Here is a 25008-nt window from a genome sequence, read left to right as displayed (position 1 = left end):
CGGGCACTCCTTGTACCCACCCCTGACACACCACTATTTACCGGAGAATCAACTTAATCCCCATGTCTGGCCAAGATACTTCCAGTTGACGAAGTAGTAGAGCACAAACACGGTGAGGAAGATCAATGCCAGCACCAGCGTACCCGGAATTGCAATCGATCCGGACCCGATTCCGCTATAACTGGTAACCGGTTCGGCGATACGGGGTTGCGGCGATTTTTCCTGGCCCAGATCTTTGCCCAGCAGCAAGGAGCCGACAATGATCAGCACGAACAGGCCGCCGCCCACGGCCGCTATCACCGCAGAGACGCCAGCAAAGCCCATAAGGTTGAACGCGGTTGCCGGGAACTCATACGGCAGCGATGTTCCTGCCATGGTGATATCCCAGTGACGTCGAGGCACACCGATAGTACCGGCCGCCATCAGGAACAGCGATACACCGGTCATGCCCAGCGCGAAAATGTAGGGCTGCCACTTGGCAAAGCCTTGCATAATCAGCTCGCGCCGGAACAGGATGGGTACCAGCCAATAGGTCAACGCCATGAACGCCAGCGTTGTTCCCGTGGCAACCGTGGCATGGAAATGACCTGGTACATAGATGGTATTATGAATCAGCAGGTTCAGCTGCTCGGTTCCCATCATGACGCCGGAAATACCGCCGAGGAACCCGAAGATAATCAGCGACAGGAACATGCCGGAGAATGACGGATTGCCCCAGGGTGCCTTGCGCAGCCATTCAAACAGGCCCTTGTTAAAACCACGCTTGCGCTGGGCCGCCTCGATTGCGCCCGGTACAGTCAGGCCATGGATCATGGAAGCCATTACCGCCAGGTACATGGCGTAACTGGTATTGAATATCTTCCACTCGGAACTGACACCAGGGTCCACCAACAGGTGATGCGCGCAGGCCAATTGCAGGAACAGGATGTACAGCAGGAATGCACTGCGACTGACCTTCTCTGACAACGGCTTGGCACCAAATACGACGCTGGCAATGGCATACCAGACAGCAACGTGGGCGGCCACGTTGATCTGTTGTGACGAGTGACCCATACCCCACCAGATAATGCGATACATCAGCGGATCGATGGAGCCGATATAACCCAGCTTCCACAGCAACGTCGGAATCAGGATAATCGCTCCGGAAGCAATGGTGAACACGGCTATGATTGCGGCCGTAATCGCACCAAAGGTCACCAGCGGCACCGACCCTTCATAGGTCTTTTCATCCTTGGCAATAACCAATGTTCCGAAGAACACAAAACAGCCAATCAATGCGCCCACCGCAAACAGGATCAAGCCGAGATAAAACGCCGGGTCCGCTGCCATAGGTGCATACGAGGTCATCATTACACTGGATCGACCCATGAATACGGCTACGTTGTTTGTTACGGCACCGATTATCATCAATGCAAACGCCAGCCAGGCCATTCGTGGCGTCGCCAGTCTTACATTCAATAGCACCGATGAACAAAAGTACAAAACGGCTATTTCAAAGAAGATGATCCAGAAGATCAGCACGTTGATGCCATGTGATGTCAACACGAGGTAAAAGTCTTCCGCGCCAAGCAGGTGTACTGCCGGCCATCGGGTAAGGCCCACCCCGATACCCATGATTCCACCAACCAGCAGGAAAACCACTGCCGCTACCGCGTTCAATTTCATCAGTTGTTCGGCAGGTCGGTGGAAACGCAGTCCGGTATCCGGACAAGTTCTGAACTCACTCATAACCATCTCCCCTTATTTCACGTAGATCTTGCCGACCATCTTGTGGTGGCCGATCCCGCAGTATTCGTTGCATATAATGGCGTGATCACCCGACTTGTTGGGCGTTACCGTCATGACCATTTCATATCCCGGGATAATCTGGGTATTCAGGTTGGTAGGCTGCAATGAGAATCCGTGCTGCCAGTCCAGGGATGACACGTGCAACCGGTAAGTCTCGCCATTTTTCAGCTCCAGGATAGGCCACCAGTCCCACAGGCGCGCCACCAGGTAGACATCCGAACCTGCAGGAGGTGCGACAACCGGAATCTGTCTCTCCGTTTCCTTACGGACTTCGTACTGGTCAACCATAGCCTGGGCTTTTGCAAGAAATTGTTGTGGTGTTGTTCGGTAAGCTTCGTTGGATAGATTCTGTTTTCCGACTACATGCCAGTAAGGCATCATGAACGTCATGATCAGGCCCCATACGACAACCAGGCTGATCCAGATGAGCTCTACGCGCTCAACAGGCTCCTTCCACCAGATTCGCTTACTCGGAGGGGTCAAAGCACTCATAGTTATTCTCCTCTTACCGAAATTAGCTGGCTATCGGAATAGTGACGATCTCCATGATTCCCCAAAGAATATAAAACACCGTTGGGATAACCACTCCAAGGAACAGCAGAAGAAACGGATTATCAAGCACCCTTTGCATGACCGGGATTGCTTCATTTTCATTGTTTTCAGACATTTTCATCCTCCAGCACTGCGCAATTGACGAATTCGAATAAGCTAACGGAAAAACACAGGCGATGATCAGGACCTAACCCCGCCCTTTTAAAAATGTATTCTCGGTACACCTTATCAGCGTAATAGAACATTTTTTCCGGGCGCAATTATTGACCTGCGTCAATTTACCGCAGCTGCTGCGGATTGCCATGATCCTGCTCAATAAATCAGAATATACAACTGGACGTTAAATCAATAAGATAAAGCCGGACCGCCATGAAACATGGCCGGAGCATAACGATAACAACACCAGGCAAGCCAATGATTCAAAATGCTCAATCCCGCAATAACCTGTTCACCCTGCTGATATTTGTGTCGATCCTGTTAACGCTAATGACAATCGTTCTCAGTGCTTATATCCGGTTATCGACCAATGGGCTCGGGTGCGAACCGTGGCCACAATGTTATGGCTACGTCGGTGCGCTGGACCAGTACACGGCCAAATCTTCCTTTACCAACGCACAGCCTCAACAGCCTCATGGCTTCGCCCGCATGCTTCATCGAGTGGTCGCATCAGCGCTCGGGCTGTTTATCATCATGATCGTCGCCATGGCCATGCGCATGCGAAAACGGGGCGGTCCCGGCATTGGCCTGCCCTTTGCCATTCTTGGTATCACGGTGTTTCTTTCGGTGCTGGGCTACACAACACCGTCACCGTGGATTCCTGCGGTCACCGTGGGTAACCTGGTAGGCGGTATGGCCATGCTGGCCATGTTATGGTGGCTGGGACAGACCTATACCAGTCCACCCATACAGGCACTGGCTTCTGCGCAACGACTGGGGCCGCTGGCCACGATTGCCCTGGGCGGGCTGTTTGCCCAGATACTGCTGGGCGCATGGGTCAGCGGAAATTTTGCCGGACCAGCCTGCCCGGGACCGGGACTCTGCAGCGGTGACTGGCTACAGGCACTGAATCCTCTGCGGGTACTGGCTACTCAAAATGGTATGATCGTGCCCGACGAGGCGATGCCGGCAATACACTTCCTGCATCGGTCTGGCGCGGTATTGCTCTTGCTGTACCTGGCCTGGTTTGGCTGGCAGGCAAAAGCCAGTGAGCCTCGCATAAAGCCGGTGGTCAACTTCATGTTTATCTTGCTGATTCTGCAAATGCTTGTCGGAATCGGGCAACTTGTACTGGATCTGCCGTTGGCATTGGTGACCAGCCATAACGCCTTGGCCGCACTGCTGCTGATGACACTGGTGAATATTCGGCTGAATCTTTCCTTGCCAAAATACTGACAAGCCGTTACCTGGCGATCAACGATCCACGATACATCTGCATCTGGCAGGTAAATTCGTGCTCGCCCGGCTCTGACAAGCTGATGTATACCGGCACCGTTTCGTTTAACGGCAAGTCATGGCTTTTCTCCAGCGTGGAGAAAATCACCTTTTCAGCACAGGGAGACGGATCCTTGCGGGTAAAATTCAACACCACGAGCTGGTTAAGCGGTATTTCAATGCGCGAAGGCGTATAAACCCCGTCGGCAACAACAATTTCGACGACATTGTTCTCGACCTTGCGGGTCTTGCCGCGCGCTATCCAGAACCACCAGATGATGGCAAGAATCAGTGCCGGCCCGATGATATTTATGACTGCCAGCGAATTGCTCATTTCGCGTTCCGATCAAGGCTCAACAGGCGCAGCCTGTTGGCGTTGCTGACTACGGTCACCGACGACATGGCCATGGCGGCGCCGGCAATCACCGGGTTAAGCAATACCCCGAAAACCGGAAAAAGTACGCCGGCTGCCACCGGTATACCCAGGGTATTGTAAACAAAGGCACCAAACAGGTTTTGCCTGATGTTGCGTACCGTTGCCCGCGATATGGCGATGGCATCAGCAACGCCATGCAACGACCCTCGCATCAGTGTTACCGATGCACTTTCCATGGCCACGTCAGTACCGGTGCCAATGGCAAAACCGACATCAGCGCGCGCCAGGGCCGGCGCATCATTGATGCCGTCACCCACCATGGCGACCACCTCGCCTCGTTGCTGCAATTCCGCCACCTTGCCTGACTTGTCTTCCGGCAGCACCTCGGCCATAACCTCGTCAATACCAACCCGTGCGGCCACAGCTTCCGCAGTGTTTCGATTGTCGCCAGTCAACATAACAACCTTGATACCCGCTTTGTGCAACCGGGCGATAGCTGCCGCGGAATCCTGTTTTACCGGGTCAGCAACAGTGAGAATGCCAACCAGGCTGTCGTCCACTGCCAACAACATAGCGGTTTGCCCCTGTGCAGCCAGCTTTTGCGCACGCTTATACATGGCATCGAGTTGTACACCCTGCTTGACCATGAGCCTCGCATTGCCCAGCGCCACCTGCTTGCCGTTAATCATGCCGCGCACACCACAGGCAGTAACCGACTCAAAGTCGGTAACCGTTGGCAATTCAAGTTTCTCGGCCCTGGCGGCTCCGACAATTGCTTCTGCCAATGGGTGTTCGGAACCCACCTCAACGGCTGCAGCCAGGATCAAAACCTGCTGCTCTGTCCAGTTATCCGCCGGGATTACTGCCGTCAAATGCGGTTCACCCTCGGTAATGGTACCGGTCTTGTCCAGGATGACTGCGGTGATATTACCGGCCTGTTGTAACGCCTCGCCGTTACGAATCAGGATACCGTATTCAGCCGCCTTGCCTACGCCGACCATGATGGAAATAGGCGTTGCCAGCCCCAATGCACACGGACAGGCAATGATCAACACGGTCATGGTTGTCACCAGCATAAACGCACTGCGCGGCTCCGGTCCGAAATTGGCCCAGGCGAGAAACGTCAGCACGGCAATGATCAACACAACCGGCACGAATACAGCGGCCACCTTGTCTGCGAGTCGTCCTATTGCCGGTTTGGTATTCTGCGCCTGGCGCACCATTTCAATAATCTGCGCCAGCGCCGTATCGCGCCCTATACGCGTCGCCCTGAAAAGGAACGTTCCCTGCTTGTTCAAGGTACCAGCTGCCACTTCATCGCCAATACCCTTGCTCACCGGCATCGGCTCACCGGTCAGCATGGATTCATCAATACTCGAACGGCCATCAATGATTACGCCATCGACCGCAATCTTCTCGCCGGGGCGCACACGCAAGGTCTCATCAAGACCTACATCACCGATAGCTATGTCGATCTCTTCACCGTTACGCACGACACATGCTGTTTTTGGTTGCAGGCCAATTAACCTCTGGATCGCCTGCGAGGTCTTGCCTCGTGCGCGCATTTCCAGCGCCGAGCCAAGATTGATGAGCGCAATAATAATGGCAGCAGCTTCGAAATAGACATGACGTGCCGCTTCCGGAACCAGTTCCGGGTACACAGTGATGGCCAGCGAATAACTCCAGGCTGTACCGGTACCCAGGGCAATCAGTGTATCCATGTTGGCATTATGATTCAGGAACGACTTCCAGGCGCCGGTAAAAAACTGGCCGCCCGAGAATACCAGCACGAACAGGGTTAAAGCTGATACAGCCAGCCAGAATAGCTGCTCTGCACCGCTGCCAAGACCGGGCATATATCCCAGTATGCCCGACAGAAACAGCGGTCCACCAACCAGGGCCGCGACAACAAACTTGTGCAACAGCTTGCGGTAATGACGAAACTCGGCTTCAAGCTTTTCAGCTTCCGCCTGCTCCCCCTGCAACAGCGCCGCTTCATAACCGGCTTCAGTAACGGCGTTGATAATGGTTTGTGCCGGAATAGCGCCGGTAACACTGGCAGTGTGTTCGGCAAAATTCACAGATGAATCGGTCACACCCGGAACAGCGCGAATGGCTTCTTCCACCGCAGTTACGCAACCGGCGCAACTCATTCCGCCAATGGAAAAACGTTGTGGCTCCTGGTTAGTCATATCCTTGACCGGGCAACGATCACGCGCTCTTTACCACGGCGGGATACCCTGCCTGTGTCAACACCAGGCATACCGATTGCGGGTCAACGTCCCCTTCAACACGACCGACCTTCGCTTCCAGGTCAAATTCCGCGGACTCAAAACCATCCACGTTCTTCAGTGCTTCCTGCGCCTTGGCGACACAGCCACCGCACTTCATTTTTTCTACATGGTATTCAGTAATCATGTCACTCACCATTTTCCCCTGTTTGACCGACGTAACCCGGACGCCGTCCCGCGACTCAGAAATAATGGGACAAGCCCAGCGTAATGTAGTTGTACACAGACTCGTATTTATACCCTGTACCGGTAATATCGGCACCTTCGTTATCATAGGTATTCATCTTGTAACCAACCGCGACCTGGGTTGCAGCTGAAAATGCATGGCTCCACCTCACGCCAAAGCTGAATCCTTCCGTGTCACCTGAACCACTTGCCGGACCGGTATTGCCGCCACCCGTAGCCAGTGTGTGGTTGACTATTTCGCTGTCCATGAAGCCGTATGCCACGTTCACGCCCAGCCAGTTACCTTCATTGATTGGCTGGTTGTAGGCGAGGCCAAGAAACGGGCCTTCCTCGATCAGGTCAAATTCACTACTCCCGAGATACGGCCTTGGCGTCGGGCCGCTGAGGTCAACATCAGTATACACATTGGTGATCCGGGTCTTGCCATACTTGTAGCCGGCAAAAACCGATATGCGCTCAAACACCGAGTAACCCAGGGTCAACGCGTAATCATCCCGCTCGAGAAAAAGCAGGCTCTCTCCAATCGGCGTGGTTTCCTCCCTGAGAGGCATTTCGGCATTCAGACTAATATAGAATCCACCCTTTGCCGCCGTCAGTGCCACCGCGGCTGCCGACATTTCTCCATCAAATACAACATCTGCACCACCGGGACCTGCCGCCTTGAACGTATGCTCGACCCGTTTTTCCGCATAGTCTGCAGCCAATATTAGCGCGATACCTCGGTCCTGCTCTTCAGCAAACGCAGTAATCGAACCCGCCAACGCAGGCAGCATCACAATCACCTCAATGGCTGTTTTTGCACATATAAAAAGCCTCATGCGCATGACCCTCCCTGAACTGGTCAAAAACCCTGGAAACTACAATTAATTTTTATGATTATTAGATTGTAGCAATGCCCCCTGCATAGAGATACGAAAAACACGACCCCCATGTCGGCGAATACATGACCTGCAGAAACAAAAACGGCCTCCCGTTTCCGAAGAGGCCGCTTGTTATTACCGCACCGGGAATGATTATCCTGCCAGTGCGTTTTTTACCCGCTCCAGGCGTGACCGAACCTCGGCAGCCAGGGCTTCAATGCCTTCCTTTTCCACCAGCTTCAGTACCGCCGATGGATCCATGAAAGCAACGGTAATCTTGCCATCGTCTTCCTCGCGCACAACGACATTGCAAGGCAGCAACAGGCCGATATCCGCATCAGCGTTAATAGCCTGGTTGGCCAACGGCGGATTGCACGCACCCAGAATACGGTAAGGCTTGCGATCCACGTCCAGCTTCTTCTTCAGGGTGGCCTTGACATCGATATCAGTCAACACGCCAAACCCTTCTTTCTGCAATTCTTCTGTGACCCTTTCAATGGCTTCGTCAAAACCATATGCCACCTGAACACTGAATCCGTACATAATTATCTCCTGCTAGTTAAAACCAGATTTATTCGTGCGGTCAGGAACCGCGTTGTTTGCCGCCATCGGCCTGGGCCTTTTCCCATTGCTCGTAGATTTTTGCCGGCCATAACGCCTGGAACCAGGTTATGGTATCGATTACCTCGGAATCCTTGAGTCGACCTTTCCATCCAGGCATCACTTGCTTGGCATCAAGAGTAACACCATTCAGAATCACATTGATCAGTTCGGCGCGACTGCGCTTGGGAGACGGCCCGTTTCCATCAAGGGGTGGCGCCACCACGTACTGGGCATTGGGATTACCCCAGTCCGGGTGACCCTGGGCATCCGGGCCGTGACATTCGGCGCAATGCGTCTGGAATACTGCTGCTCCCCGGGATATGGCTTCCACCGAAAACCGGCTTTCCTTCAGCTGCGGCGCCGCCTGGCCAGTGTCAGCCTGCGGCTCTTGTGTCACCTGTTTTGATTTATCCTCGGTACAGGCAACAGCACCAACCATCATCGCGCCGATCATCATTCGCTTCAGCCATAAAGCATACCGCTTCATCATCAATCATTCCTTTGTCGACATGAAATCATGCCTGGCCAGTCAATCTCTCAAGTGCCTCGTTATACTTGGCTGCTGTTTGTTCAGCGACATCTCCGGGCAACTCCGGTCCCGGAGGTGTCTTGTCCCAATCCAGGGTTTCCAGGTAATCACGAACGTATTGCTTGTCAAAACTGGGCGGACTCATGCCAGGCTTGTAGCTGTCAGCCGGCCAGAACCGGGAGGAATCCGGCGTCAACGCCTCGTCGATCAATACCAGGTTATTGTCATCATCAACACCAAACTCGAACTTGGTATCAGCGATGATAATGCCGCGCTCCAGCGCGTAATTGGCCGCCTCGGTATAAAGCTTTAATGCAACATCACGGACTTCCTTTGCCCGGGCCTCGCCGAGGATTTCAACGGTCTTGTCGAAATCAATATTTTCGTCATGCTCGCCTACATCCGCCTTGGTCGATGGCGTGTAAATGGCTTGTGGCAACTTGTCTGCCTGCTGCAACCCTTCAGGCAGCCGGATACCACAGACTGTGCCGGTCTTCTGATAATCCTTCCAGCCGGAACCAATAATATAACCACGTACAATGGCCTCTACCGGCAACGCCTTGAGACGTTTCACAACAATAGCCCGACCTTCCACCTGGGCACGCTCGGCAGCATCAGGCAGGGCCTGCTCCAGGCTCATCTCGGCGAGGTGATTGGGCACGACACTCTTCAATCGGTCAAACCAGAAGTTGGATACAGCGGTCAGCACCGCGCCCTTGCCCGGTATCGCCGTTGGCAGAATGACGTCGAACGCTGACAGTCGATCGGTCGTAACAATCAGCCAGTGACTGGCGTCAATTTCATAAATATCGCGAACCTTGCCACGATGCACACGCGGCAGGCTTTTGATCTCGGAATCAAATAAAATGTCGGGAGTACTCATTATATTGGTTATCGCTCGGTTTCCGGTTAAGAATGACCCGGGCAACATCTACCCGGATACGTGAAAGGCCGTTATTCTACCCAAATTGACGGGCCGCGCGAATCGATTTTGTGATCGTTCCGGCGACATCGTGTAAGCACAATACCAATATAGAACAAGTACTTATGATAGATAATCTTGACGAAAAACAATTACCCGAAAAACGTCTGGTTTGGCTGAGCCTGGCCTGGGGCTGGGTATTTGCGGTGATCTACCTATCGTTGACCGCCATAAACCTGCCAACAGTAGTGGAATGGCAGGACAAGGTCGGTCACGTCGCCATGTACGGCGTGCCCATGTGGTGGTTCCTGCAGCTCTACCCGAAACACCGGCACTGGCTGATCGCCCTCGGGTTGTTTGCCCTTGGGGCGGGCCTGGAGTTTGCCCAGAGTTTCCACCCGCTTCGCTACATGGATTACTACGATATGCTCGCCAACGGGGCCGGAATTGCGGCAGGCTGGCTGACATTATTGACCCCATTCTCCCGGTTTTTTGTCGCCATTGAATGCCGCTGGCTGGCCACCGCAAACTGAACAAAAAAAGGCCCGCCGAAGCGGGCCGAGTGCGACATGGAACTGTTGCCTAGGGCAGTGAATGCGCCAGCGGTAACGCTGCAGGTGCGGGATAAAACGCCAGCGATTCGCCATAGTTCATTTCAGATGTATTGGTCGTAATAGTGCGAATTGCGGCGGTGCCATTGGCCGCACCCGGGTTGAATGCCCTTATGGATCCGGCATTGCCTCCCACCCAGACTAGGCCGTTTTCATCAATCGCTACCGATACTGGAAGACTGCCGGCCGCGAACCATTTGTCTGGAGTCACATTACCACCACCATACAAAGCGGCCGATCCGACACGGATCAGTTGACCCTGGACTAAGGATGCCACCCAAAGATTGCCGGCAGCATCAAAGGCAATACCGGTAACATCCTGTCCCGGATTGGTGTCAACTGAAGGCGTTGACAGAATCGCTCCATCGGTGACCGGGAAAACACTGTAGCGCAGCAAGTGGCCGCTTCCGGTATCAGAGACCCACAAGGTGCCGCTTGCATCAAACGCAAGCCCGGTTGGATAGTTCAATCCAGTAATGGTGACGCTGGGCGTGGTTTCCACGACGCCGCCTGGTGCAGCTTTGAACCGGTAAACTTCGTCGTTACCCGGGCTGGAGACCCAGATGTGCCCACGTGGAGATATAGCCAACCCCTTGGAATGCGGTGCAGCATAAGGTATGGCGCTCAGCGGTACAGTAAAATCCGGTGTCTTGGCACCACCAGCAGAGAAACTGCCGGCCGGGTAGCGCGCCAACAATGGATCAGTGGTGGACTGCCCGAGCACCCAGAGATTGCCATGGGTGTCGATCGCGAAACCGCTATGGCCTTTTGTTGTATTGACCGTTGTCGCCGCCACCGTAGCAGTAGCTGTCAGACTGGTCGCAGCATAACTAACCGTGTTGTTGATACCACTGCCTTGCGACCCAACCCACAGCTTGTTACTGGTTGGTATCAAGGCATAAGTTGCCGTTGATGTTTCCGTCGTGCCATCGCCAATACAAACCTGGTCAGGAGAAACCGCTGCATCATAGGCCTGCCTGACTATGGCGTTGGCGGCACCGGATAACGGCGTGGACACCAGCACATAGGCGCCAGCTGCCAACCCTGAAAGTGTTGGACTGGTTGCCGTGGCCGTACCGGCCAGCGTGCCGCTGGCATCATATACCTTGACGGCACCGGTCTTGCCTGTAGGTATGGTGCCGGCAAACGTAACGGTCAGGTCGCCGGCCGTGGTAGTACTGCAGCCTACTGTAGGTACCGGTGGCAGCGAATCACTGCCACCGCCACCGCCACAGGCGGCCAACGCGCCAAAAGTAAATATAGCCAGTACCGATCTTAATAATTTATTCATTTTCATGTCCTCATCGATCTGTTTTCCGTATTTTGGTCAGCTTGTTGCTGCTGATTTCTCTGGCAAAAATGGACCAGACTCCCGTATTTTTCTTTCTCAGTTGTCATATGCGGCAAATAGATGGCAGAGGGGCAAAATGCCCTGCCTGACTCTCAGCCATCCCGGTCTTGGTACACCCCGTCACAAAACAGTGCGCATACCTGTACCGACGCACCATGAAAACAAATAATCGGGCTGCAGATATGATGCGCAGCTGATGGTTTTATGGTCATTTTCTAATGACTCCGGTAACCATTTGATCGTTAACAGATAACCATCTTCATCCTGACCATGCTGGCCCGCTGCCGCAATCAGTTATTATTCACCCTGCAACCACCGCCTATCGCTGCTGCATTGACGCCAACCGCCCAATAGGCATCCTGGGTAGATACACAGGAACTGCCACCGCCTACCGTACTGGCATTATGTGATGCGGTATTGCCGGAACCGCCACCGATGACTGCGTTTGCGCCAGTGGCAAAATTGGCATATCCGCCGCTGGCAACGGCAGCATTGCCGGATACCCTGTTTAACCAGCCACCGCTGGCCGTGGCATGGTCGCCCGTGGCCCGGTTTGCATTACCGCCACTGACAACGGCCTTTATTCCGGAGGCAACATTGCCGGTTCCACCACTGACAACAGCAAACTGGCCACTGGCCGAATTCGACTGGCCACCGTTCACCGTATTGGCCGGACCACTGGAAGTTACATTATTGGAACCGCCGGTGATGCTGGCCCAGCCACCGCCTGCAAGATTCAGCCTGCCGCCGGTTACACTGGACCAGCCACCATTGGCCGTATTGTCTTGCCCACCGCTGACACTGGCGCGATTGCCACTGGCACTATTATCCGAACCGCCCGTAACAACGGCATACTCACCTGAAGCCATATTGGTATAACCGCCAAGCAATGAGGCAAATCGGTAATTGCTGGTATTGCGCGCGCCTGATACCAGGCCGCCGTATTGGGAATAATTGTTCTGTAGGCCCAACACCAGATTATGTGATCCGCTTTTATGGCTGGTCGCCCAGATGCCGCCTGCAGCAAGGCAATCCCCCTCGGTGACCACGATTGCCTGATTGGACGGATTGGTACCCAGTGAGCACTTGCTGGTTCCGGAGATATCCAATTCATCGTAACCAACTATCAGGTTACCGACGCCATTAACTGTGCCGGTTGTCCCTTGACCGTTCACCACCTGCAGGTTCACCCCGCTAAACCGCACCGTCGGCTGGCCATTAACCGTCTCCAGCGACAAGCTGGCCAGCTTGGTTTCCATTGCGGTTACCGCAGTCGCCAACGCCTGGAAATTGGCGTTGACATCCGACGCCAACGCCGGTGACCCAGAAGTAAAGGTATTGGGTACAGATGCTGCCATGGCAATTATGCTGCTGGATGCAATAATGGCTGCCCCAATAAGCTGGCTTCGTCTTCTGTATGCCCGCAGTTCTGCAGCATGATTGCCGTTAGTGCTCCCGCGCTTAACACGCTTTTTTGTCGACTTCATTACAACCTCCTTCCTGTATCGCACGCAAAAATGGTCGAACCGTTATGAGGTTAGCCGGCTCGAACCGGCAAATCGGTGAAACTGTTCACCTTATTGTATATCGTGAAAAACCCTTGCCTTAAAACCGGTTCCAGTTCACATATCTGAAATAACCCTGGTTACAACAACTGTACCGATATAACTCCCTGACGAATCACACCGGCAGCAGATCGAATCACGAACGCAAATGTATCAGCTGTACCGGTTAACCCGGCAGGTGGAGCATGGTTGACAATATTTCCACTTATGCTGATGCCGCCGCTGAGCACCGATTCAGCATGCAGCAATACAATGCTGCCGCCTGCTGACACCCCGGCCCAGAGATCAATACTGACTTATTTGCCGCCGCTGCTGTCGTTACAAGCGACGGATAAAACAGTCACGAAAATTATCAATATTGTATTCAGCCGTCTCATGGAGCCTCCTCTTTTTTTGATAATCCGGCCAATTTCAAGCGTGAACCGACCCGGAAACAGGATTCCCGGGCCGGACGGTACACGCCTTTCGTACATATTGAACGCCACTACGGCAACACTACCGGGAATCCGCCGCCAGCTTGTTTTAAGGTGCTGTCGTCAGTCCCTGTTTTTGCCTTCCTAGTTATTCCACAAATTGCAACCGCTACTAAGTCCTCCGGCGGCCCATCGACCTGTAGCCAATGTGCCCAAGGAGGAAGCGTCGCAACCATAGCCACCGCCTATTATGGAGCCATGCACGTCTGCGTTATTTCCACTGCCGCCATGAATACCGGAATACGCCGCACTCGCTTCACTGCTTGAACCAGCTGTCGCACTGGAAAAGCTTCCGCTGGCGATAAGGCCAAAGTTGGGGAAATCACCGCCGCCACCACTGACACTGGCGGCGGATCCCGATGCCACGTTATAAGAACCGCCACTCACACTCGCATCCGGGCCACTGGCTGTAGCCCTTCGACCACCGCTCACGCTTGCATAAGTGCCACTGGCGACATTGATACTGCCGCCACTTACCGCTGCGCCCGAACCCGCGGCGGCACTCCCTGTGCCTCCTGCGGTATTCCCGTAGCCGCCCAATACCGAGGTATTATTGGTACGGGCGGTGTTGTACATACCACCAGCAACGCTGGCGCGCGCGCCGTTAATCGTATTGCGATAGCCGACAACCATGCCGCCGTAGGAGGAGTAGTTATTCTGGTCCCCGATTACAAGATTGTGTGAGCCGCTTTTGTGCGATACAGCCCAGGCACCACCGGCAGCGGTGCAATCAGCCTGCGTAACAGCATGGCCTGCAGAACAAAAACTGGCGGTATCACTTCTTGCCGTGTCATAACCCACGATCAGGTTACCCTTGCCGTCAACGACGCCGGTACTGCCTGCGCCATTTACGACCTGGACATTCACACCGCTAAAACGCACTGTCGGCTGGCCGTTGTACGTTACGACTGACACGTTGGCCAGCTTGGCCTCGAGCGCAGCTATCTTGGTATTGGCTGTTGCTAATGAAGCCTGCAGCGATGAGATGCTTGCTTCAGCAGCGGTCAGCGCGGTGACCAGGGAGTTGAAATTGGCATTGACATCCGCTGCCACAGCCGGCGATCCGGATGTAAAAGTGTTCGGAACCGTCACCGCGTAGCCAACAGATGCGCTGGTAACAAGCATTGTCACGGCGATCAGCTGGGATCTGTTCGGTACTGTTAACTTGAGCTTCATAACTTGTTCTCCTGTGCGATTTTTAATCGCACTTATCCGTCGGCAATATTTAATGGGAAATCGTTGGCCAATACTTCGTGCTATTGCCAATTGCAGGCATCCCAATTAGTGGAATCCCAAACACAGGCGGTTGTTCCCGGCACTGGCGCAACGCTCCCTCCGCCACTGCTCTTGTGACAGGCCGAAACACCGGCACCAAGCAGGATTGCCAGAACAACGGCCCGGACAAATCTCGATACTGATACTGGATTCACGAAAATCTCCTCATCTTGAATACATAAACCGCGATACATAAATCATTTCCGTTCTGATCTCGATCAAGCCCGGATACCGATCCCTGTAGCCGATCATTACCACGTCTACCCGAATACCTGGGCCAACCTAAAATGCGAACATTGAAACAGATAGCCTGTCCCGAAACACCGGATACCAGCGACTTCGGCAACCCAGGATCACCTGTTGTTTCAAATTTCGTCTGCGCACCGGAAATAGTCGTTGGATTTATCGCCAGAATACCTGAGCAGTAACCTGACAAGATGACCCATACAAAGGCAACCCTGACTCTCTGGTTGCTTTTTCGCAACTCACTAATAATTATTGATTATAGTATAGACAAAATCCATAATACATTAGACTAATAAGTATCATACTAAAGTATGATTTTTAACAAAAATAGCGCACGCAGCTCTGCCTAACCAAAAAAAATCCGCAGCAGCTGCGACAAACTGCTTTTTCTGGCGACGTCCAAATGACCAACAATAATCTCGAATCCGAATTCCTGCGCGTTTCGCATAACGCACCGCTGATGCCGGCAATATTAAATATTCCGGTTGCCATGGTAGTAGGCATGATATTTGTCGACAAGGTTCCAGCCGCGAATATCATCGCCTGGGTCAGCTTTGTCAGCCTGGCCTCAGTTATTCGAGCCGGCTACCTGTTGTACTTTCGCAAACTCAACCCACCAGACCCGATTGAAAAGAAGTGGGCCACCATGCTGATTCTTACTCTTGGACTATTCGGGATGTCCTGGGGCTCGTCGGCGTTCCTCCTGTATGTGCCTGATTCGTACCAGATGCAGATGGCAATTGCCGCGATTGGATCGGTCTCTGCCATATTTATGACATTGAGCGTTTCCTATCTTCCAGGTTTTCTTGCCTTTATCCTGATGTCGTTGCCACCCCATATCACCCGGTTCTTCCTGAATTCAACCACTGAACACCACATGACCGGGCTCGTGTTAATACTGCTGATTGCCACCAGCTATATTGTCGCGTCTTACAGGGGAAATGCCATTCGTGAAACCCTGCGGTTACGTCAGGAACTGGCCCAACAAAAGGATCGCGCAGAACAGGCTAACCTGGCCAAATCCCGGTTTCTGGCAGCCGCAAGTCATGACCTGCGCCAACCACTGCATGCACTGTCACTGTTTGCTGAAGCCCTGAAGCCGCAGGTGGGCACCGAAAAAGGCGAAAAACTGGTGGACAACATCGGCAAGTCTGTCATGGCACTGGAAGGCCTGCTCAATGCGTTGCTCGATATTTCGCGGCTGGACGCGGGTGCCATCACACCGAAAAAGGAAGTATTCAATCTTGATCAAATGGTGCAACAGCTTGTTGACGAGATGAATATACAGGCCCTCGAAAAAAGCCTTTCCCTGGAAATGTCTGGCCATGGTGGTCATGTGCAGACTGATCCGGCATTACTGGAAACCATTCTGCGCAACCTGGTGAGCAATGCGATTCGATATACCAACAGCGGTGGCGTCACCATCAAACTCTCGGCGGAAACCGACAACATCAGGATCAATGTCATTGATACAGGAATTGGTATTCCCCAAGAGTCGATTGAAGATGTGTTCGAGGAATTTCGTCAACTGAATAACCCGGAACGTGATCGTACGCGGGGCCTTGGACTTGGGCTGGCCATTGTGCGCCGGCTAGCCGGGTTGCTCGAGCACCCGTTGTCTGTAACATCCCGGGCGGGAGAGGGTTCGAACTTTGGCCTCGCCCTCCCGCGAAGCAATGATTTCTCAGCCGGCACCAAAACACTCGCACAACAACCGTTTGCAGATACTGCCAGTGAAAACGCCAGGCCCATCTGCATCCTGGTTCTGGACGACGAGGCCGATGTACGTCAGGGCATGGAAGCATTGCTCGAAGACTGGGGCATCCGCAGCATCATGGCTGACTCAATACAGCAGGCCATAGACCGGATTGACGCTTGCGGTCGTACGCCTGACGGAATGATTGTTGATTTACGCTTGCGCGGAAACGATAACGGCTTTCAGGCCATTGAAATGATTCGCAGGCATGCGGGTCAGGCAATTGAAGCAATAATTGTTACTGGCGACATTGCCCCGGAGCGACTGAAAGAAATCAAGGAACATGATTTTTCCGTATTGCATAAACCGGTGAACCCGGCCAGGATTCGCGCGTTTATCCAGCATGTTGCACGCACGACACGGATCAACACCGCCGACAACCCATCATAATCCCAATTGTTTGGCCTTGAGTACTGCCTGGGTCCGATTTTCGACTCCGAGACTCTTGAGGATCGCGCTGACATGGGTCTTGATCGTGACCTCGGTTATGCCCAGCTTGCTGGCGATATCCTGATTCTTGCAACCTTCCATCATCAGTTGCAACACATCCATTTGCCGCGAGGTCAGTCCTGCCAGTTCCGGCGCGAGCCGGGTATTTCGGCTTGCCGACATGGCCGCGGGAGTATAGATGCTGCCTGACAATACCAGTTGGATGGCGCTGCGCATTACATCACCGGTTTCATACTTGGGGATATACCCCATTGCGCCGACATCCAGGCAACGCTTCATGTCATCTGCATCTTCAGAGGCTGATATGACAATCACGGGCAAGGTATAGCGTTTTCGCACAATAGTGGCCAATACCTCAAAGCCATCCATGTCGTGCATTCTGAGATCAAACAACACAAGATCAAGATCAGCATGCCGATCAACAACATCCAGAGTCTGCTGACAACTGCCGCATTCGATGATTTCGACGTTATCACCAAATTCGGCAAACAGGCTCTTTATACCATCCCGGAACACCGAGTGATCATCAGCCACCAGGATTTTTTTCAGCAAGTTACCACTCATGGGTGCATCTTTATTATAGATACCACTTTGTTGTTATTAACCCGAAACACGTTCGTGCGCGTGACGACGTATTAAACACGATATTGTTGCAATCCGAAACAGGCTGGCACAACATTGCCGCCGTCAATAATTCCAGACATGACCCCATTAACATGACAAGCGCAGTGCCGAGTCGCAGCCTGGTACGGTTTTTGAGTTAGCGGGTCTCCGGCTGATCAACAAAAGATGTGCCCGGAAATTTTCAGGCGGGTTTACGCCCGCTGACAAAATGGGTCTCGATATTCAGGTAGGGCTGGTCGCCAAGCATTTCCGCAACCTCCTTGAGATGCGCCATCTTGAATCGCCCGAGTTTTTCCTGCGGCAGCTTGTCCAGCAATCCACGCAAACCGGCATTCCAGGCAACCTCCCACCAGTCATCAACACCCTTGACGTGGTAACCCATATCCCTTGTTTCTACAGTTACATCCACCAGGCCGGCCAATTCTGCGAGCTGCCGACACTCGTCAGGGCTCTCGAGCGGCTGATCGAACAACTGTTGTCGTGACGCATTTGCGTCGAGGGAAAGATAGCGCTCCCGAAACGCGTTGAGCATCGGCTGAAACGCGCCGGGACCAAACGCAGTAAAGGCTACCGTTGCACCTGGCCTGGCCACTCTTGCCCAACCTTTCAAACCAGCCTGAATATCTTCCAGGAAAAACAGGACAAAATTGCCCACGACAACATCAAAATAATCGCTTCGAAATTCCAGTTTCGATGCATCCATTTCATGCACGTCTATGTTGCCAAGGACATTCTTGTCCATGTGCGCCTGCAACCGATCGAGCATGCGCGGTGAGATATCGATTGCCTGCACCCGGCCACCGGGCAAAATTGACTGCGCTGCGGCGATTGCCAGGACGCCGGTGCCGGTGCCTACATCCAGGACACGATCACCTGGCTTCAGCGGCAGTTTTGCCGTCATGTAATCGGCGACAAACGGAAAGAACCTCAAGGCCGGACTGTCGTATCCGGACGCGACAAGGTTAAACAGTCGGGCCACGCTGGCACTGGTTTCTGCTTGGGACAAACCGGGCTCTCCACATAAAAATTTCGATCCTGTTGATGTAACATTGCCTACACCAGAAAGCAATCTGACGCGAAACCTCAGCCTATGCATGAAGCCATGATCATCAACCCCAAAGACAGCCACTGGGCACCGGATAATGCCGACGCCCTGATTCAGCTACTGCTGCGGATAGGCCTCATTGAGCACCCGGCCGACACCCGGTATGAATATGGGCAACAGTTCAGCCGGCTGATCAGCTTTCTTGGCTGCAGCCCGACTCTTTACCGAACCGACGATAACGGGACCATGTTCCCTGTCTACCTGCCACACGCCACGGAGCAACCCGTCCTGCTAGCTGGCGATGCAGCCCGCCCGCACTGTCGATCATGCAACAGACCTGTACAACAATGGCAAACCCACGTGCAAAATAATCAACTCGTTTGCCCGCATTGCGGTCAGCAGAGCAATACTCAAGAACTGCGCTGGCGTCGCAGCGGTTGCTTCGCCAGGGCTTTTATTATTATCGATGGTATTATGGACGGCATCGCCGTGCCGTCCGACGTGTTGTTTGCAGAGTTGCGGACCCTGGGCGGCGGCGACTGGGACTACGGCTACTACCGGGGCAACCAGCCCTGGCAGGAGCAGATTGCGGGTAAGCTGTAACCGCGGTGCAACTCCAGCCTGACGTTTATCACGGAGGGAAATCCATGCACGTAACACTGGTTCATATCCATATAAAAGACGGGCACATTGATGATTTTATCGATGCCAATACGGCCAATCACCAGGCATCCATCAGGGAGCCGGGCAACTTGCGCTTTGACGTATTGCAGCAGGCCAATGATCCCTGCCGGTTTGTATTACATGAAGTATACGTAGATGCTGCTGCCGCCGCTGCGCACAAACAAACGACACACTACCTGCAGTGGCGCGACACTGTCTCCAACTGGATGGCATCATCAAGGCAAGGCGTCCTGTATCACGGCCTGAATCCCGTCGAAGCCCGGCAATGGAAAACACTCGCATGAGCATCACAACTTCGCTGTTTGATTTTTCCATTGCCCGGTTGCCAGGAATTGAATTCGGTTCCGGTAAGCTGTTACGCCTGCCAGGACTAATCCGTAACTATGGCAACAGGGTGATGCTGGTAACCGGCAACCAGTCAATTGCCAGGCAACCCTCCTGGCAAACCCTGATCAATACGCTCGACCAGGACGGCCTGACCTGGCAACGCGTCATTGTTGATGGCGAACCCTCTCCGGAACTGGTGGATAATATTGTTACCCGGTACCGGGATGAAAACTTTGATGTCGTCGTCGGTATTGGTGGCGGCAGTGTTCTGGATGCTGCCAAGGCCATCGCCGGATTGCTGACTGTCAGCAACAGCGTCATGGATTTCCTGGAAGGCGTGGGGCCGGAACTGGCTTACGCGGGCCCGCCGCTGCCGTTTATTGCTGTTCCAACAACCGCGGGTACCGGCAGCGAAGCCACCAAGAATGCGGTTTTGAGTCGACGCGGCGCCAATGGCTTCAAAAAATCCTTCCGCGATGATCAGCTTGTTGCTGATGTGGCCCTGGTTGATCCGGACCTGCTGAAGAGTTGCCCGCCGGGACTGATCGCCGCCAACGGCATGGACGCATTGACGCAACTGCTCGAGTCCTACGTCTCCTTGCGCGCAAACCCGTTCACCGATGCGCTGGCATTGAGTGGCCTGGAGGCCGTACGCGATTCATTGCTGCCCTGGTATGACGATGCCGGCAATGATCAGGCGTGCGCCGGCATGGCCTACGGCGCATTGCTTTCCGGAATTACCCTGGCCCAAAGCGGACTGGGATCAGTGCATGGCCTGGCTGCACCACTGGGAGCGTTCTTCCCGATTCCTCACGGTGTTGCCTGTGGCACCCTGGTTGCTGCCTGCACTGCCAGAAATATTGACGCCATGCTGGAGCGTGAACCGGGAAACCCTGCGCTGGATCGCTATGCCCGCCTGGGCAACCTGCTGGGCAGGCAGTCATGCCTGGACAACAACGAGGCTCACGCACAACTGGTTAAAACCCTGGAACACTGGACAGAGCGCATGCGACTGCCCACACTTGGTGACTTTAATGTAACGAGTACAGACCTGGACAATATTGTTGCCAATTGTCGTGGCAGCAGCATGAAGACAAACCCGATCAAGCTGGAAGACGGGGAAATCCGTCAAATCCTGGAATCACGGCTCTAGGCTGTTAGCCCGGGGTCAAGCCATGGCAAATGATGTTGATATTCAGACCACTCGCATCTTGCGTGGTCAGGAATGACTGATAATATATGCTTAATTAAGAATAGTTATTTCTGCCGCTAATCAGCGGTACACAAACCGGGGGAGCATCCACATGACTGTTGCAGAAGCGACCAGCCCGACGCTGGACAATAACGATCTCGCTGCTATTGAACAACATGCACAGATCGTTCCCATAAAAGCAGGCGATACCATTTTTTCCGAAGGTGACGAACCCGACGGCGTCTACTTTATCAAATCCGGGCAGGTATCTATTGTTACCCGCAAGTTCACTGACGAGGCACGGCTGTCCACCCTGGGCTCAAGAGACTGTTTTGGTGAAATGGCGGTACTGGACAAAGCCAGGCGCACAGCTTCTGCGCTGGCAACCGAAGACTGTATTTTGCTGCGCCTTGATACTTCAGCGTTCATCAACTTTATGGAAACAGACAACACGGCTGCCGGGAAGATTCGGCAACGCATGGCCGGTCGCTACGAAGAACTGATACTGGCAGAGGACGTGTTGGCCAAGGCCGGCATCAAGGCAAACCTGCTCAAGGTCAGCATCAAGGGTGATCCATCCATGCGCGAATCGGCGTTTTCTCGTGAGCGTTACGAGAGCATTGCCGACACCGCCATGAACAAACTGCTGCCTGTACTTGAAGACCTGATCCTGAACCGGAGTGCCTATCACTTTTTTGTCTCGTTAAGCAGTGAAGAGGTAAGAATCAAGACCGTGTTTGAGCCCTTCGGCGATCACATTCATTCCTGCGGAAAACTTCTGGATCCCGGCTATATCGAACGCCACTTCCCGAAAATGGACTACAGCAAAAAAACCAATCTCATTCGTCATATCTACGCCACCACATCCGAACATCCGGCGTTTTTTTCGGCGCCATCCCACTTCCAGAAAGTGTTCTCGGATTATTACGCCAACTGGCAACCTGTCAGTCAAAAGGAGATTCAATCCACGCTGGCCAACGTCCCGACGCTGAGAACCATTCCGAATTTTTATATGCGAAATTTTTCCATGAGCATGGTTCACGACGCCATACGCATGCAGTTCAACTGCGACGGCACACACATTATCAGCAACGAAGATTTACTTGATTTTATCAGGCAAAACGTCGAGTAGATTATTGGTCTTCGCGCAAGGCAATCGGTACGGGACATGAACGTGTGCCAGTTGCGAATTGTGCATTTCTATAACATTTATCGCAGCATCAGCGAGCCAGTCTATAGCCGGCATATGTAAATACACCGGATTTACATATGCATCGCAATAGCTTCCGGTTAAGCCATTGTAAACTCAAAACAATTGTGTCCATGACCCGCAAGCAGGGTGAAAACGGCTATAGTCTGCTTAATATTCGCATTAGAGATGACGAAAGCTGTAACAGTGAACCCAACCCGATATGGATACGCCAATGAAAAAACTTCCGCTACAAATGATTATGGTCACCATGGAAGATGGGCGACGTGGAGTGTTTGTCGGCAGCCCGATGGTGAAGATGGAAGTCGAAGACGAATGCCGCATTGATTCCGTGGAATTCAGCTACGTAAATGAAGTGCCAAATGAAGCAACTCTTGCCGAGGTCATTTCACTGGCTGATCTTCAAGCCCAGATTCAGACCCATACGCTCCAGTAATTGCTTCCCTGTCCAGACCAGCCAGTTCCGACTGAACCGGCTGACCTGGAAATTGCCCTCCGTCAGTATTCGGCAACGATATAATTGACCCAGGATTCCTGCTGCTCGGCCTCGGTCACATCATGATAGATGCCGGTACCTTCCATCTCTTCGTCATCATCCTCCGAATCAACAAACTCTTCCCAGTAGACCCGAACCTTGCTGAAGCCTGCTTCCTTGAGCAGCTCGCTGATTTCCGGAATCATCCACAAGCGCCACTCGTAAGTAAATGCCTTGTCGATTCTTGAGCCATCGTCAAATTCAAAATGAATATGGCAGGTCATATCATGGTTAATGGGATTGAATTTCGCCTGGTCCCAGATATAGGTGTAGTTCTCATCTTCATCACCCTCACGCTCCTCTTCAAGCTCGTCCATGGTTTCCGTTCCACCAAGCAGATCCAGCACCAGGATGCCATCCTGTTTCAGACCGCGGCGAGCATTTTCAAAATAGGCGCGCAACTGGTCCCGGGTTTTAAAGCAGCAATAACTGAAATTCAGCGCGCAGGTCAGGTCGACTTTTTCATCCGGTTCATCCAGCACGTTGCCTTCAACCAGCCTGATGCGATCGGCCATTCCCGCGGGAACGATGTTGTGCTGCGTACCCCATTCCAGGGTGGGCTTGTCGAGATCAACACCGACAGCGGTACGCTTCGGATCGGTCTTGCACCATTCAACGGACAACAACGCGGTACCACAAAAATCTTCGCGCATATTCACGGCTTCGCGACCACGCAAGGCCCTGTAGGTTTCAATAAAGAATTCCACGTCGCTGTCAGGCGCCTGGACCGACTCCTGGTATAACACGTGACGATCAGCCTGCTCGGCCATGGTTGGTTTTTTCTGTTTGCCCATATCTGAATGCTTTTGCCCGGTTGAATGTAAAGGCGCTATTGTAACCAAGGCGGGCGGGTATTGGTAATGGTTGGCGCCTTACCCTGCCCCCGATACCGGCAATTCGGGTGCAACAACAACATTGAGACAGGCGTGCGCCTGGCGCAAGGCCGCCTCTACCATGACAGCATCGGGTGCCATGGCAAAGATGAACCCCAGGTATGATGATGCTTCAGGAAGCGGGACCAGCCTGTAACCTTCCCGAATATCGATAATTACCTCTTCGATAAAACGAACTCGCATGGCCTCGCTGACGCCTTCGACCCTCCTCAGGATGCCAGCCTCGGCAATGGGAATCATCAATACGCCCACCGCCTGCTGCTGCAAGCGCACATCGATCGGTTGACCAATGGCATGGGCAATGACTGTTGATTCCAGGTCGGTACCGGTTCCATAGCGAAAGAGGCGACTGCAAAGCCCGCCGATGGTACGGGCGGCCAGTTCCAGCATCCACACACCATCGTCATTGACACGACACTCGGCGTGCACAGGCCCATGATGCAAGCCATAGGCCCGGCACGCGGCGGCCACGGTGTCACAAACCGATTGCTGCACGGATTTGCTCAATGACGATGGGCTGATGTAATAGGTTTCTTCGAAATACGGTCCTTCCATGGGATCCGGTTTGTCGAATATAGCCAACATCTGCAGGCGGCCTTCTGTCAGCAGGCCCTCAAAAGCAATTTCCCGACCCGGAAGATATTGCTCGATCAGTAGCAACGATTTTTCTTCAATCGGCAAGGTCTCGGACTTCAGTATCGACAAAATACGCGCCATCGCCTGCAACAACTCGGCCCGGTTATTGGCGCGAATCACTCCACGACTGGCGGACAGGCTCACCGGTTTCACCACACACGGGAACGATATGGTTTCAATGTCCGGATCAGCGCCATCGGAACTATCCAGCAGCCGGAACCAGGGCACAGGTATACCGGCAGACTGTTGTTGCATTCTTGCCTTGTCCTTGCGACGCGTACAATCCACCGACCCAGGACTATTGTGTGGCAGCCCGAGCCGTTGGGCTGCTCGGGCGGCAATTACCGAAGTGGCATCATCAGTTCCTATAACTGCGGCGATCCGGTGAGTTCGACCAACACCGACAATACGTTCAAGCACCTGCGCGGAATCGGCAAAATCCACAAACACGCCTTCGACGTCCTGGCCCACCGGCGCCAGGCGTGTTTGCGACACAATGACGGGCACCGCCCCCAGGCGCCGGGCGGCATCAACGTAAGGAGCGATTCGATAGCTGGCGTGCGGGGCAACAAAAACAACAGCAATGGTCACTGCCCC

General features: G+C 53.5%; 25 protein-coding genes. 8 read left to right on the top strand and 17 right to left on the bottom strand.

All coding sequences use genetic code 11. The annotated features are described in order from the left end of the window. Window positions 1–48 precede the first annotated feature (48 nt). The 3 genes from OEZ10_05035 to OEZ10_05025 are packed head-to-tail and all read right to left on the bottom strand — an operon-like array spanning window position 49 to window position 2455. Window positions 49–1728, bottom strand: coding sequence for a cbb3-type cytochrome c oxidase subunit I (locus OEZ10_05035; protein ID MDH5632344.1), 1680 nt, complete (start codon window positions 1726–1728; stop codon window positions 49–51). Between the two features lie 12 nt (window positions 1729–1740). Next, window positions 1741–2280 (bottom strand): cytochrome C oxidase subunit II, encoded by a 540-nt coding sequence (locus tag OEZ10_05030; protein ID MDH5632343.1) that lies wholly within the window; start codon window positions 2278–2280, stop codon window positions 1741–1743. Between the two features lie 22 nt (window positions 2281–2302). Then, the gene (locus OEZ10_05025; protein ID MDH5632342.1) at window positions 2303–2455 is read right to left on the bottom strand and encodes a hypothetical protein; all 153 of its coding nucleotides are present in this window, start codon (window positions 2453–2455) and stop codon (window positions 2303–2305) included. Between the two features lie 299 nt (window positions 2456–2754). On the opposite strand from OEZ10_05025, the gene OEZ10_05020 reads away from it, so the two are divergent. Further along, window positions 2755–3732, top strand: a complete 978-nt coding sequence (locus OEZ10_05020; GenBank protein ID MDH5632341.1) for a COX15/CtaA family protein — start codon at window positions 2755–2757, stop codon at window positions 3730–3732. A gap of 7 nt (window positions 3733–3739) precedes the next feature. On the opposite strand, the gene OEZ10_05015 is transcribed toward OEZ10_05020, so the two are convergent. The 7 genes from OEZ10_05015 to OEZ10_04985 all read right to left on the bottom strand — a co-directional run bounded on the left by OEZ10_05015 (window position 3740) and on the right by OEZ10_04985 (window position 9499). Further along, on the bottom strand, window positions 3740–4105 hold the full coding sequence (locus OEZ10_05015) for a cupredoxin domain-containing protein (GenBank protein ID MDH5632340.1): 366 nt from the start codon (window positions 4103–4105) through the stop codon (window positions 3740–3742). Beyond that, a complete protein-coding gene (locus tag OEZ10_05010; protein MDH5632339.1) occupies window positions 4102–6339 on the bottom strand; it encodes a heavy metal translocating P-type ATPase in 2238 nt (745 codons plus the stop codon). Before OEZ10_05010 ends, OEZ10_05015 begins: the two co-directional genes overlap by 4 nt. A 19-nt stretch (window positions 6340–6358) precedes the next feature. Then, window positions 6359–6565 (bottom strand): heavy-metal-associated domain-containing protein, encoded by a 207-nt coding sequence (locus OEZ10_05005; protein MDH5632338.1) that lies wholly within the window; start codon window positions 6563–6565, stop codon window positions 6359–6361. 55 nt (window positions 6566–6620) lie between these two features. Beyond that, window positions 6621–7442, bottom strand: a complete 822-nt coding sequence (locus OEZ10_05000; GenBank protein MDH5632337.1) for a hypothetical protein — start codon at window positions 7440–7442, stop codon at window positions 6621–6623. A 195-nt stretch (window positions 7443–7637) separates the two neighbouring features. Beyond that, window positions 7638–8027, bottom strand: coding sequence for a DUF302 domain-containing protein (locus tag OEZ10_04995; GenBank protein MDH5632336.1), 390 nt, complete (start codon window positions 8025–8027; stop codon window positions 7638–7640). A 40-nt stretch (window positions 8028–8067) separates the two neighbouring features. Then, a complete protein-coding gene (locus OEZ10_04990) occupies window positions 8068–8577 on the bottom strand; it encodes a c-type cytochrome (protein ID MDH5632335.1) in 510 nt (169 codons plus the stop codon). Between the two features lie 25 nt (window positions 8578–8602). Continuing rightward, the gene (locus tag OEZ10_04985) at window positions 8603–9499 is read right to left on the bottom strand and encodes a phosphoribosylaminoimidazolesuccinocarboxamide synthase (GenBank protein MDH5632334.1); all 897 of its coding nucleotides are present in this window, start codon (window positions 9497–9499) and stop codon (window positions 8603–8605) included. A 164-nt stretch (window positions 9500–9663) separates the two neighbouring features. Between OEZ10_04985 and OEZ10_04980 the strand changes: the two genes are divergently transcribed. Then, complete coding sequence (locus OEZ10_04980) at window positions 9664–10071, top strand: VanZ family protein (GenBank protein ID MDH5632333.1); 408 nt, start codon at window positions 9664–9666, stop codon at window positions 10069–10071. 49 nt (window positions 10072–10120) lie between these two features. Here OEZ10_04980 and OEZ10_04975 read toward each other — a convergent pair whose 3' ends face one another. The 3 genes from OEZ10_04975 to OEZ10_04965 all read right to left on the bottom strand — a co-directional run bounded on the left by OEZ10_04975 (window position 10121) and on the right by OEZ10_04965 (window position 14714). Then, window positions 10121–11440: a hypothetical protein gene (locus OEZ10_04975; GenBank protein MDH5632332.1), complete on the bottom strand. Its 1320-nt coding sequence runs from the start codon at window positions 11438–11440 to the stop codon at window positions 10121–10123. A gap of 350 nt (window positions 11441–11790) precedes the next feature. Further along, window positions 11791–12987 (bottom strand): hypothetical protein, encoded by a 1197-nt coding sequence (locus tag OEZ10_04970; protein MDH5632331.1) that lies wholly within the window; start codon window positions 12985–12987, stop codon window positions 11791–11793. Between the two features lie 635 nt (window positions 12988–13622). Continuing rightward, a complete protein-coding gene (locus OEZ10_04965) occupies window positions 13623–14714 on the bottom strand; it encodes a hypothetical protein (GenBank protein ID MDH5632330.1) in 1092 nt (363 codons plus the stop codon). Between the two features lie 748 nt (window positions 14715–15462). Between OEZ10_04965 and OEZ10_04960 the strand changes: the two genes are divergently transcribed. Then, window positions 15463–17205, top strand: a complete 1743-nt coding sequence (locus OEZ10_04960; GenBank protein MDH5632329.1) for a hybrid sensor histidine kinase/response regulator — start codon at window positions 15463–15465, stop codon at window positions 17203–17205. Here the strand turns inward: OEZ10_04960 and OEZ10_04955 are convergent. Next, window positions 17200–17829: a response regulator transcription factor gene (locus tag OEZ10_04955; GenBank protein MDH5632328.1), complete on the bottom strand. Its 630-nt coding sequence runs from the start codon at window positions 17827–17829 to the stop codon at window positions 17200–17202. The genes OEZ10_04960 and OEZ10_04955 overlap by 6 nt on opposite strands. Before the next feature lie 241 nt (window positions 17830–18070). Beyond that, the gene (locus OEZ10_04950) at window positions 18071–18895 is read right to left on the bottom strand and encodes a methyltransferase domain-containing protein (GenBank protein ID MDH5632327.1); all 825 of its coding nucleotides are present in this window, start codon (window positions 18893–18895) and stop codon (window positions 18071–18073) included. An 84-nt stretch (window positions 18896–18979) separates the two neighbouring features. Between OEZ10_04950 and OEZ10_04945 the strand changes: the two genes are divergently transcribed. The 5 genes from OEZ10_04945 (at window position 18980) to OEZ10_04925 (ending at window position 22783) form a co-directional block, all read left to right on the top strand. After that, window positions 18980–19537 (top strand): hypothetical protein, encoded by a 558-nt coding sequence (locus tag OEZ10_04945; protein ID MDH5632326.1) that lies wholly within the window; start codon window positions 18980–18982, stop codon window positions 19535–19537. Window positions 19538–19581: 44 nt separating this feature from the next. After that, window positions 19582–19902 carry an antibiotic biosynthesis monooxygenase gene (locus OEZ10_04940; protein ID MDH5632325.1) on the top strand — a complete coding sequence of 107 codons (321 nt, stop codon included), beginning with the start codon at window positions 19582–19584 and terminating at the stop codon, window positions 19900–19902. Further along, window positions 19899–21098, top strand: a complete 1200-nt coding sequence (locus tag OEZ10_04935) for an iron-containing alcohol dehydrogenase (GenBank protein ID MDH5632324.1) — start codon at window positions 19899–19901, stop codon at window positions 21096–21098. Before OEZ10_04940 ends, OEZ10_04935 begins: the two co-directional genes overlap by 4 nt. 151 nt (window positions 21099–21249) lie before the next feature. Beyond that, a complete protein-coding gene (locus OEZ10_04930) occupies window positions 21250–22269 on the top strand; it encodes a cyclic nucleotide-binding domain-containing protein (protein ID MDH5632323.1) in 1020 nt (339 codons plus the stop codon). A 292-nt stretch (window positions 22270–22561) separates the two neighbouring features. After that, window positions 22562–22783, top strand: coding sequence for a hypothetical protein (locus OEZ10_04925; GenBank protein ID MDH5632322.1), 222 nt, complete (start codon window positions 22562–22564; stop codon window positions 22781–22783). A gap of 62 nt (window positions 22784–22845) precedes the next feature. Here OEZ10_04925 and OEZ10_04920 read toward each other — a convergent pair whose 3' ends face one another. Both OEZ10_04920 and OEZ10_04915 read right to left on the bottom strand, forming a co-directional pair. Then, on the bottom strand, window positions 22846–23676 hold the full coding sequence (locus OEZ10_04920; protein ID MDH5632321.1) for a class I SAM-dependent methyltransferase: 831 nt from the start codon (window positions 23674–23676) through the stop codon (window positions 22846–22848). 78 nt (window positions 23677–23754) lie between these two features. Continuing rightward, entirely contained in the window at window positions 23755–25002 is a 1248-nt protein-coding gene (locus OEZ10_04915) for an ATP-grasp domain-containing protein (GenBank protein MDH5632320.1), read from the bottom strand. Window positions 25003–25008: the final 6 nt, after the last annotated feature.

This window comes from Gammaproteobacteria bacterium (assembly GCA_029880545.1).
Classification (GTDB): domain Bacteria; phylum Pseudomonadota; class Gammaproteobacteria; order Acidiferrobacterales; family SZUA-150; genus JAOUOD01.
This window is presented reverse-complemented; position numbering and strand designations above follow the sequence as displayed.

Coding starts and splice junctions, on each gene's coding strand:
- OEZ10_05035 (MDH5632344.1), bottom strand. CDS start 1,728: ATGAGTGAGTTCAGAACTTGTCCGGATACCGGACTGCGTTTCCACCGA.
- OEZ10_05030 (MDH5632343.1), bottom strand. CDS start 2,280: ATGAGTGCTTTGACCCCTCCGAGTAAGCGAATCTGGTGGAAGGAGCCT.
- OEZ10_05025 (MDH5632342.1), bottom strand. CDS start 2,455: ATGTCTGAAAACAATGAAAATGAAGCAATCCCGGTCATGCAAAGGGTG.
- OEZ10_05020 (MDH5632341.1), top strand. CDS start 2,755: ATGATTCAAAATGCTCAATCCCGCAATAACCTGTTCACCCTGCTGATA.
- OEZ10_05015 (MDH5632340.1), bottom strand. CDS start 4,105: ATGAGCAATTCGCTGGCAGTCATAAATATCATCGGGCCGGCACTGATT.
- OEZ10_05010 (MDH5632339.1), bottom strand. CDS start 6,339: ATGACTAACCAGGAGCCACAACGTTTTTCCATTGGCGGAATGAGTTGC.
- OEZ10_05005 (MDH5632338.1), bottom strand. CDS start 6,565: ATGATTACTGAATACCATGTAGAAAAAATGAAGTGCGGTGGCTGTGTC.
- OEZ10_05000 (MDH5632337.1), bottom strand. CDS start 7,442: ATGAGGCTTTTTATATGTGCAAAAACAGCCATTGAGGTGATTGTGATG.
- OEZ10_04995 (MDH5632336.1), bottom strand. CDS start 8,027: ATGTACGGATTCAGTGTTCAGGTGGCATATGGTTTTGACGAAGCCATT.
- OEZ10_04990 (MDH5632335.1), bottom strand. CDS start 8,577: ATGATGAAGCGGTATGCTTTATGGCTGAAGCGAATGATGATCGGCGCG.
- OEZ10_04985 (MDH5632334.1), bottom strand. CDS start 9,499: ATGAGTACTCCCGACATTTTATTTGATTCCGAGATCAAAAGCCTGCCG.
- OEZ10_04980 (MDH5632333.1), top strand. CDS start 9,664: ATGATAGATAATCTTGACGAAAAACAATTACCCGAAAAACGTCTGGTT.
- OEZ10_04975 (MDH5632332.1), bottom strand. CDS start 11,440: ATGAATAAATTATTAAGATCGGTACTGGCTATATTTACTTTTGGCGCG.
- OEZ10_04970 (MDH5632331.1), bottom strand. CDS start 12,987: ATGAAGTCGACAAAAAAGCGTGTTAAGCGCGGGAGCACTAACGGCAAT.
- OEZ10_04965 (MDH5632330.1), bottom strand. CDS start 14,714: ATGAAGCTCAAGTTAACAGTACCGAACAGATCCCAGCTGATCGCCGTG.
- OEZ10_04960 (MDH5632329.1), top strand. CDS start 15,463: ATGACCAACAATAATCTCGAATCCGAATTCCTGCGCGTTTCGCATAAC.
- OEZ10_04955 (MDH5632328.1), bottom strand. CDS start 17,829: ATGAGTGGTAACTTGCTGAAAAAAATCCTGGTGGCTGATGATCACTCG.
- OEZ10_04945 (MDH5632326.1), top strand. CDS start 18,980: ATGCATGAAGCCATGATCATCAACCCCAAAGACAGCCACTGGGCACCG.
- OEZ10_04940 (MDH5632325.1), top strand. CDS start 19,582: ATGCACGTAACACTGGTTCATATCCATATAAAAGACGGGCACATTGAT.
- OEZ10_04935 (MDH5632324.1), top strand. CDS start 19,899: ATGAGCATCACAACTTCGCTGTTTGATTTTTCCATTGCCCGGTTGCCA.
- OEZ10_04930 (MDH5632323.1), top strand. CDS start 21,250: ATGACTGTTGCAGAAGCGACCAGCCCGACGCTGGACAATAACGATCTC.
- OEZ10_04925 (MDH5632322.1), top strand. CDS start 22,562: ATGAAAAAACTTCCGCTACAAATGATTATGGTCACCATGGAAGATGGG.
- OEZ10_04920 (MDH5632321.1), bottom strand. CDS start 23,676: ATGGGCAAACAGAAAAAACCAACCATGGCCGAGCAGGCTGATCGTCAC.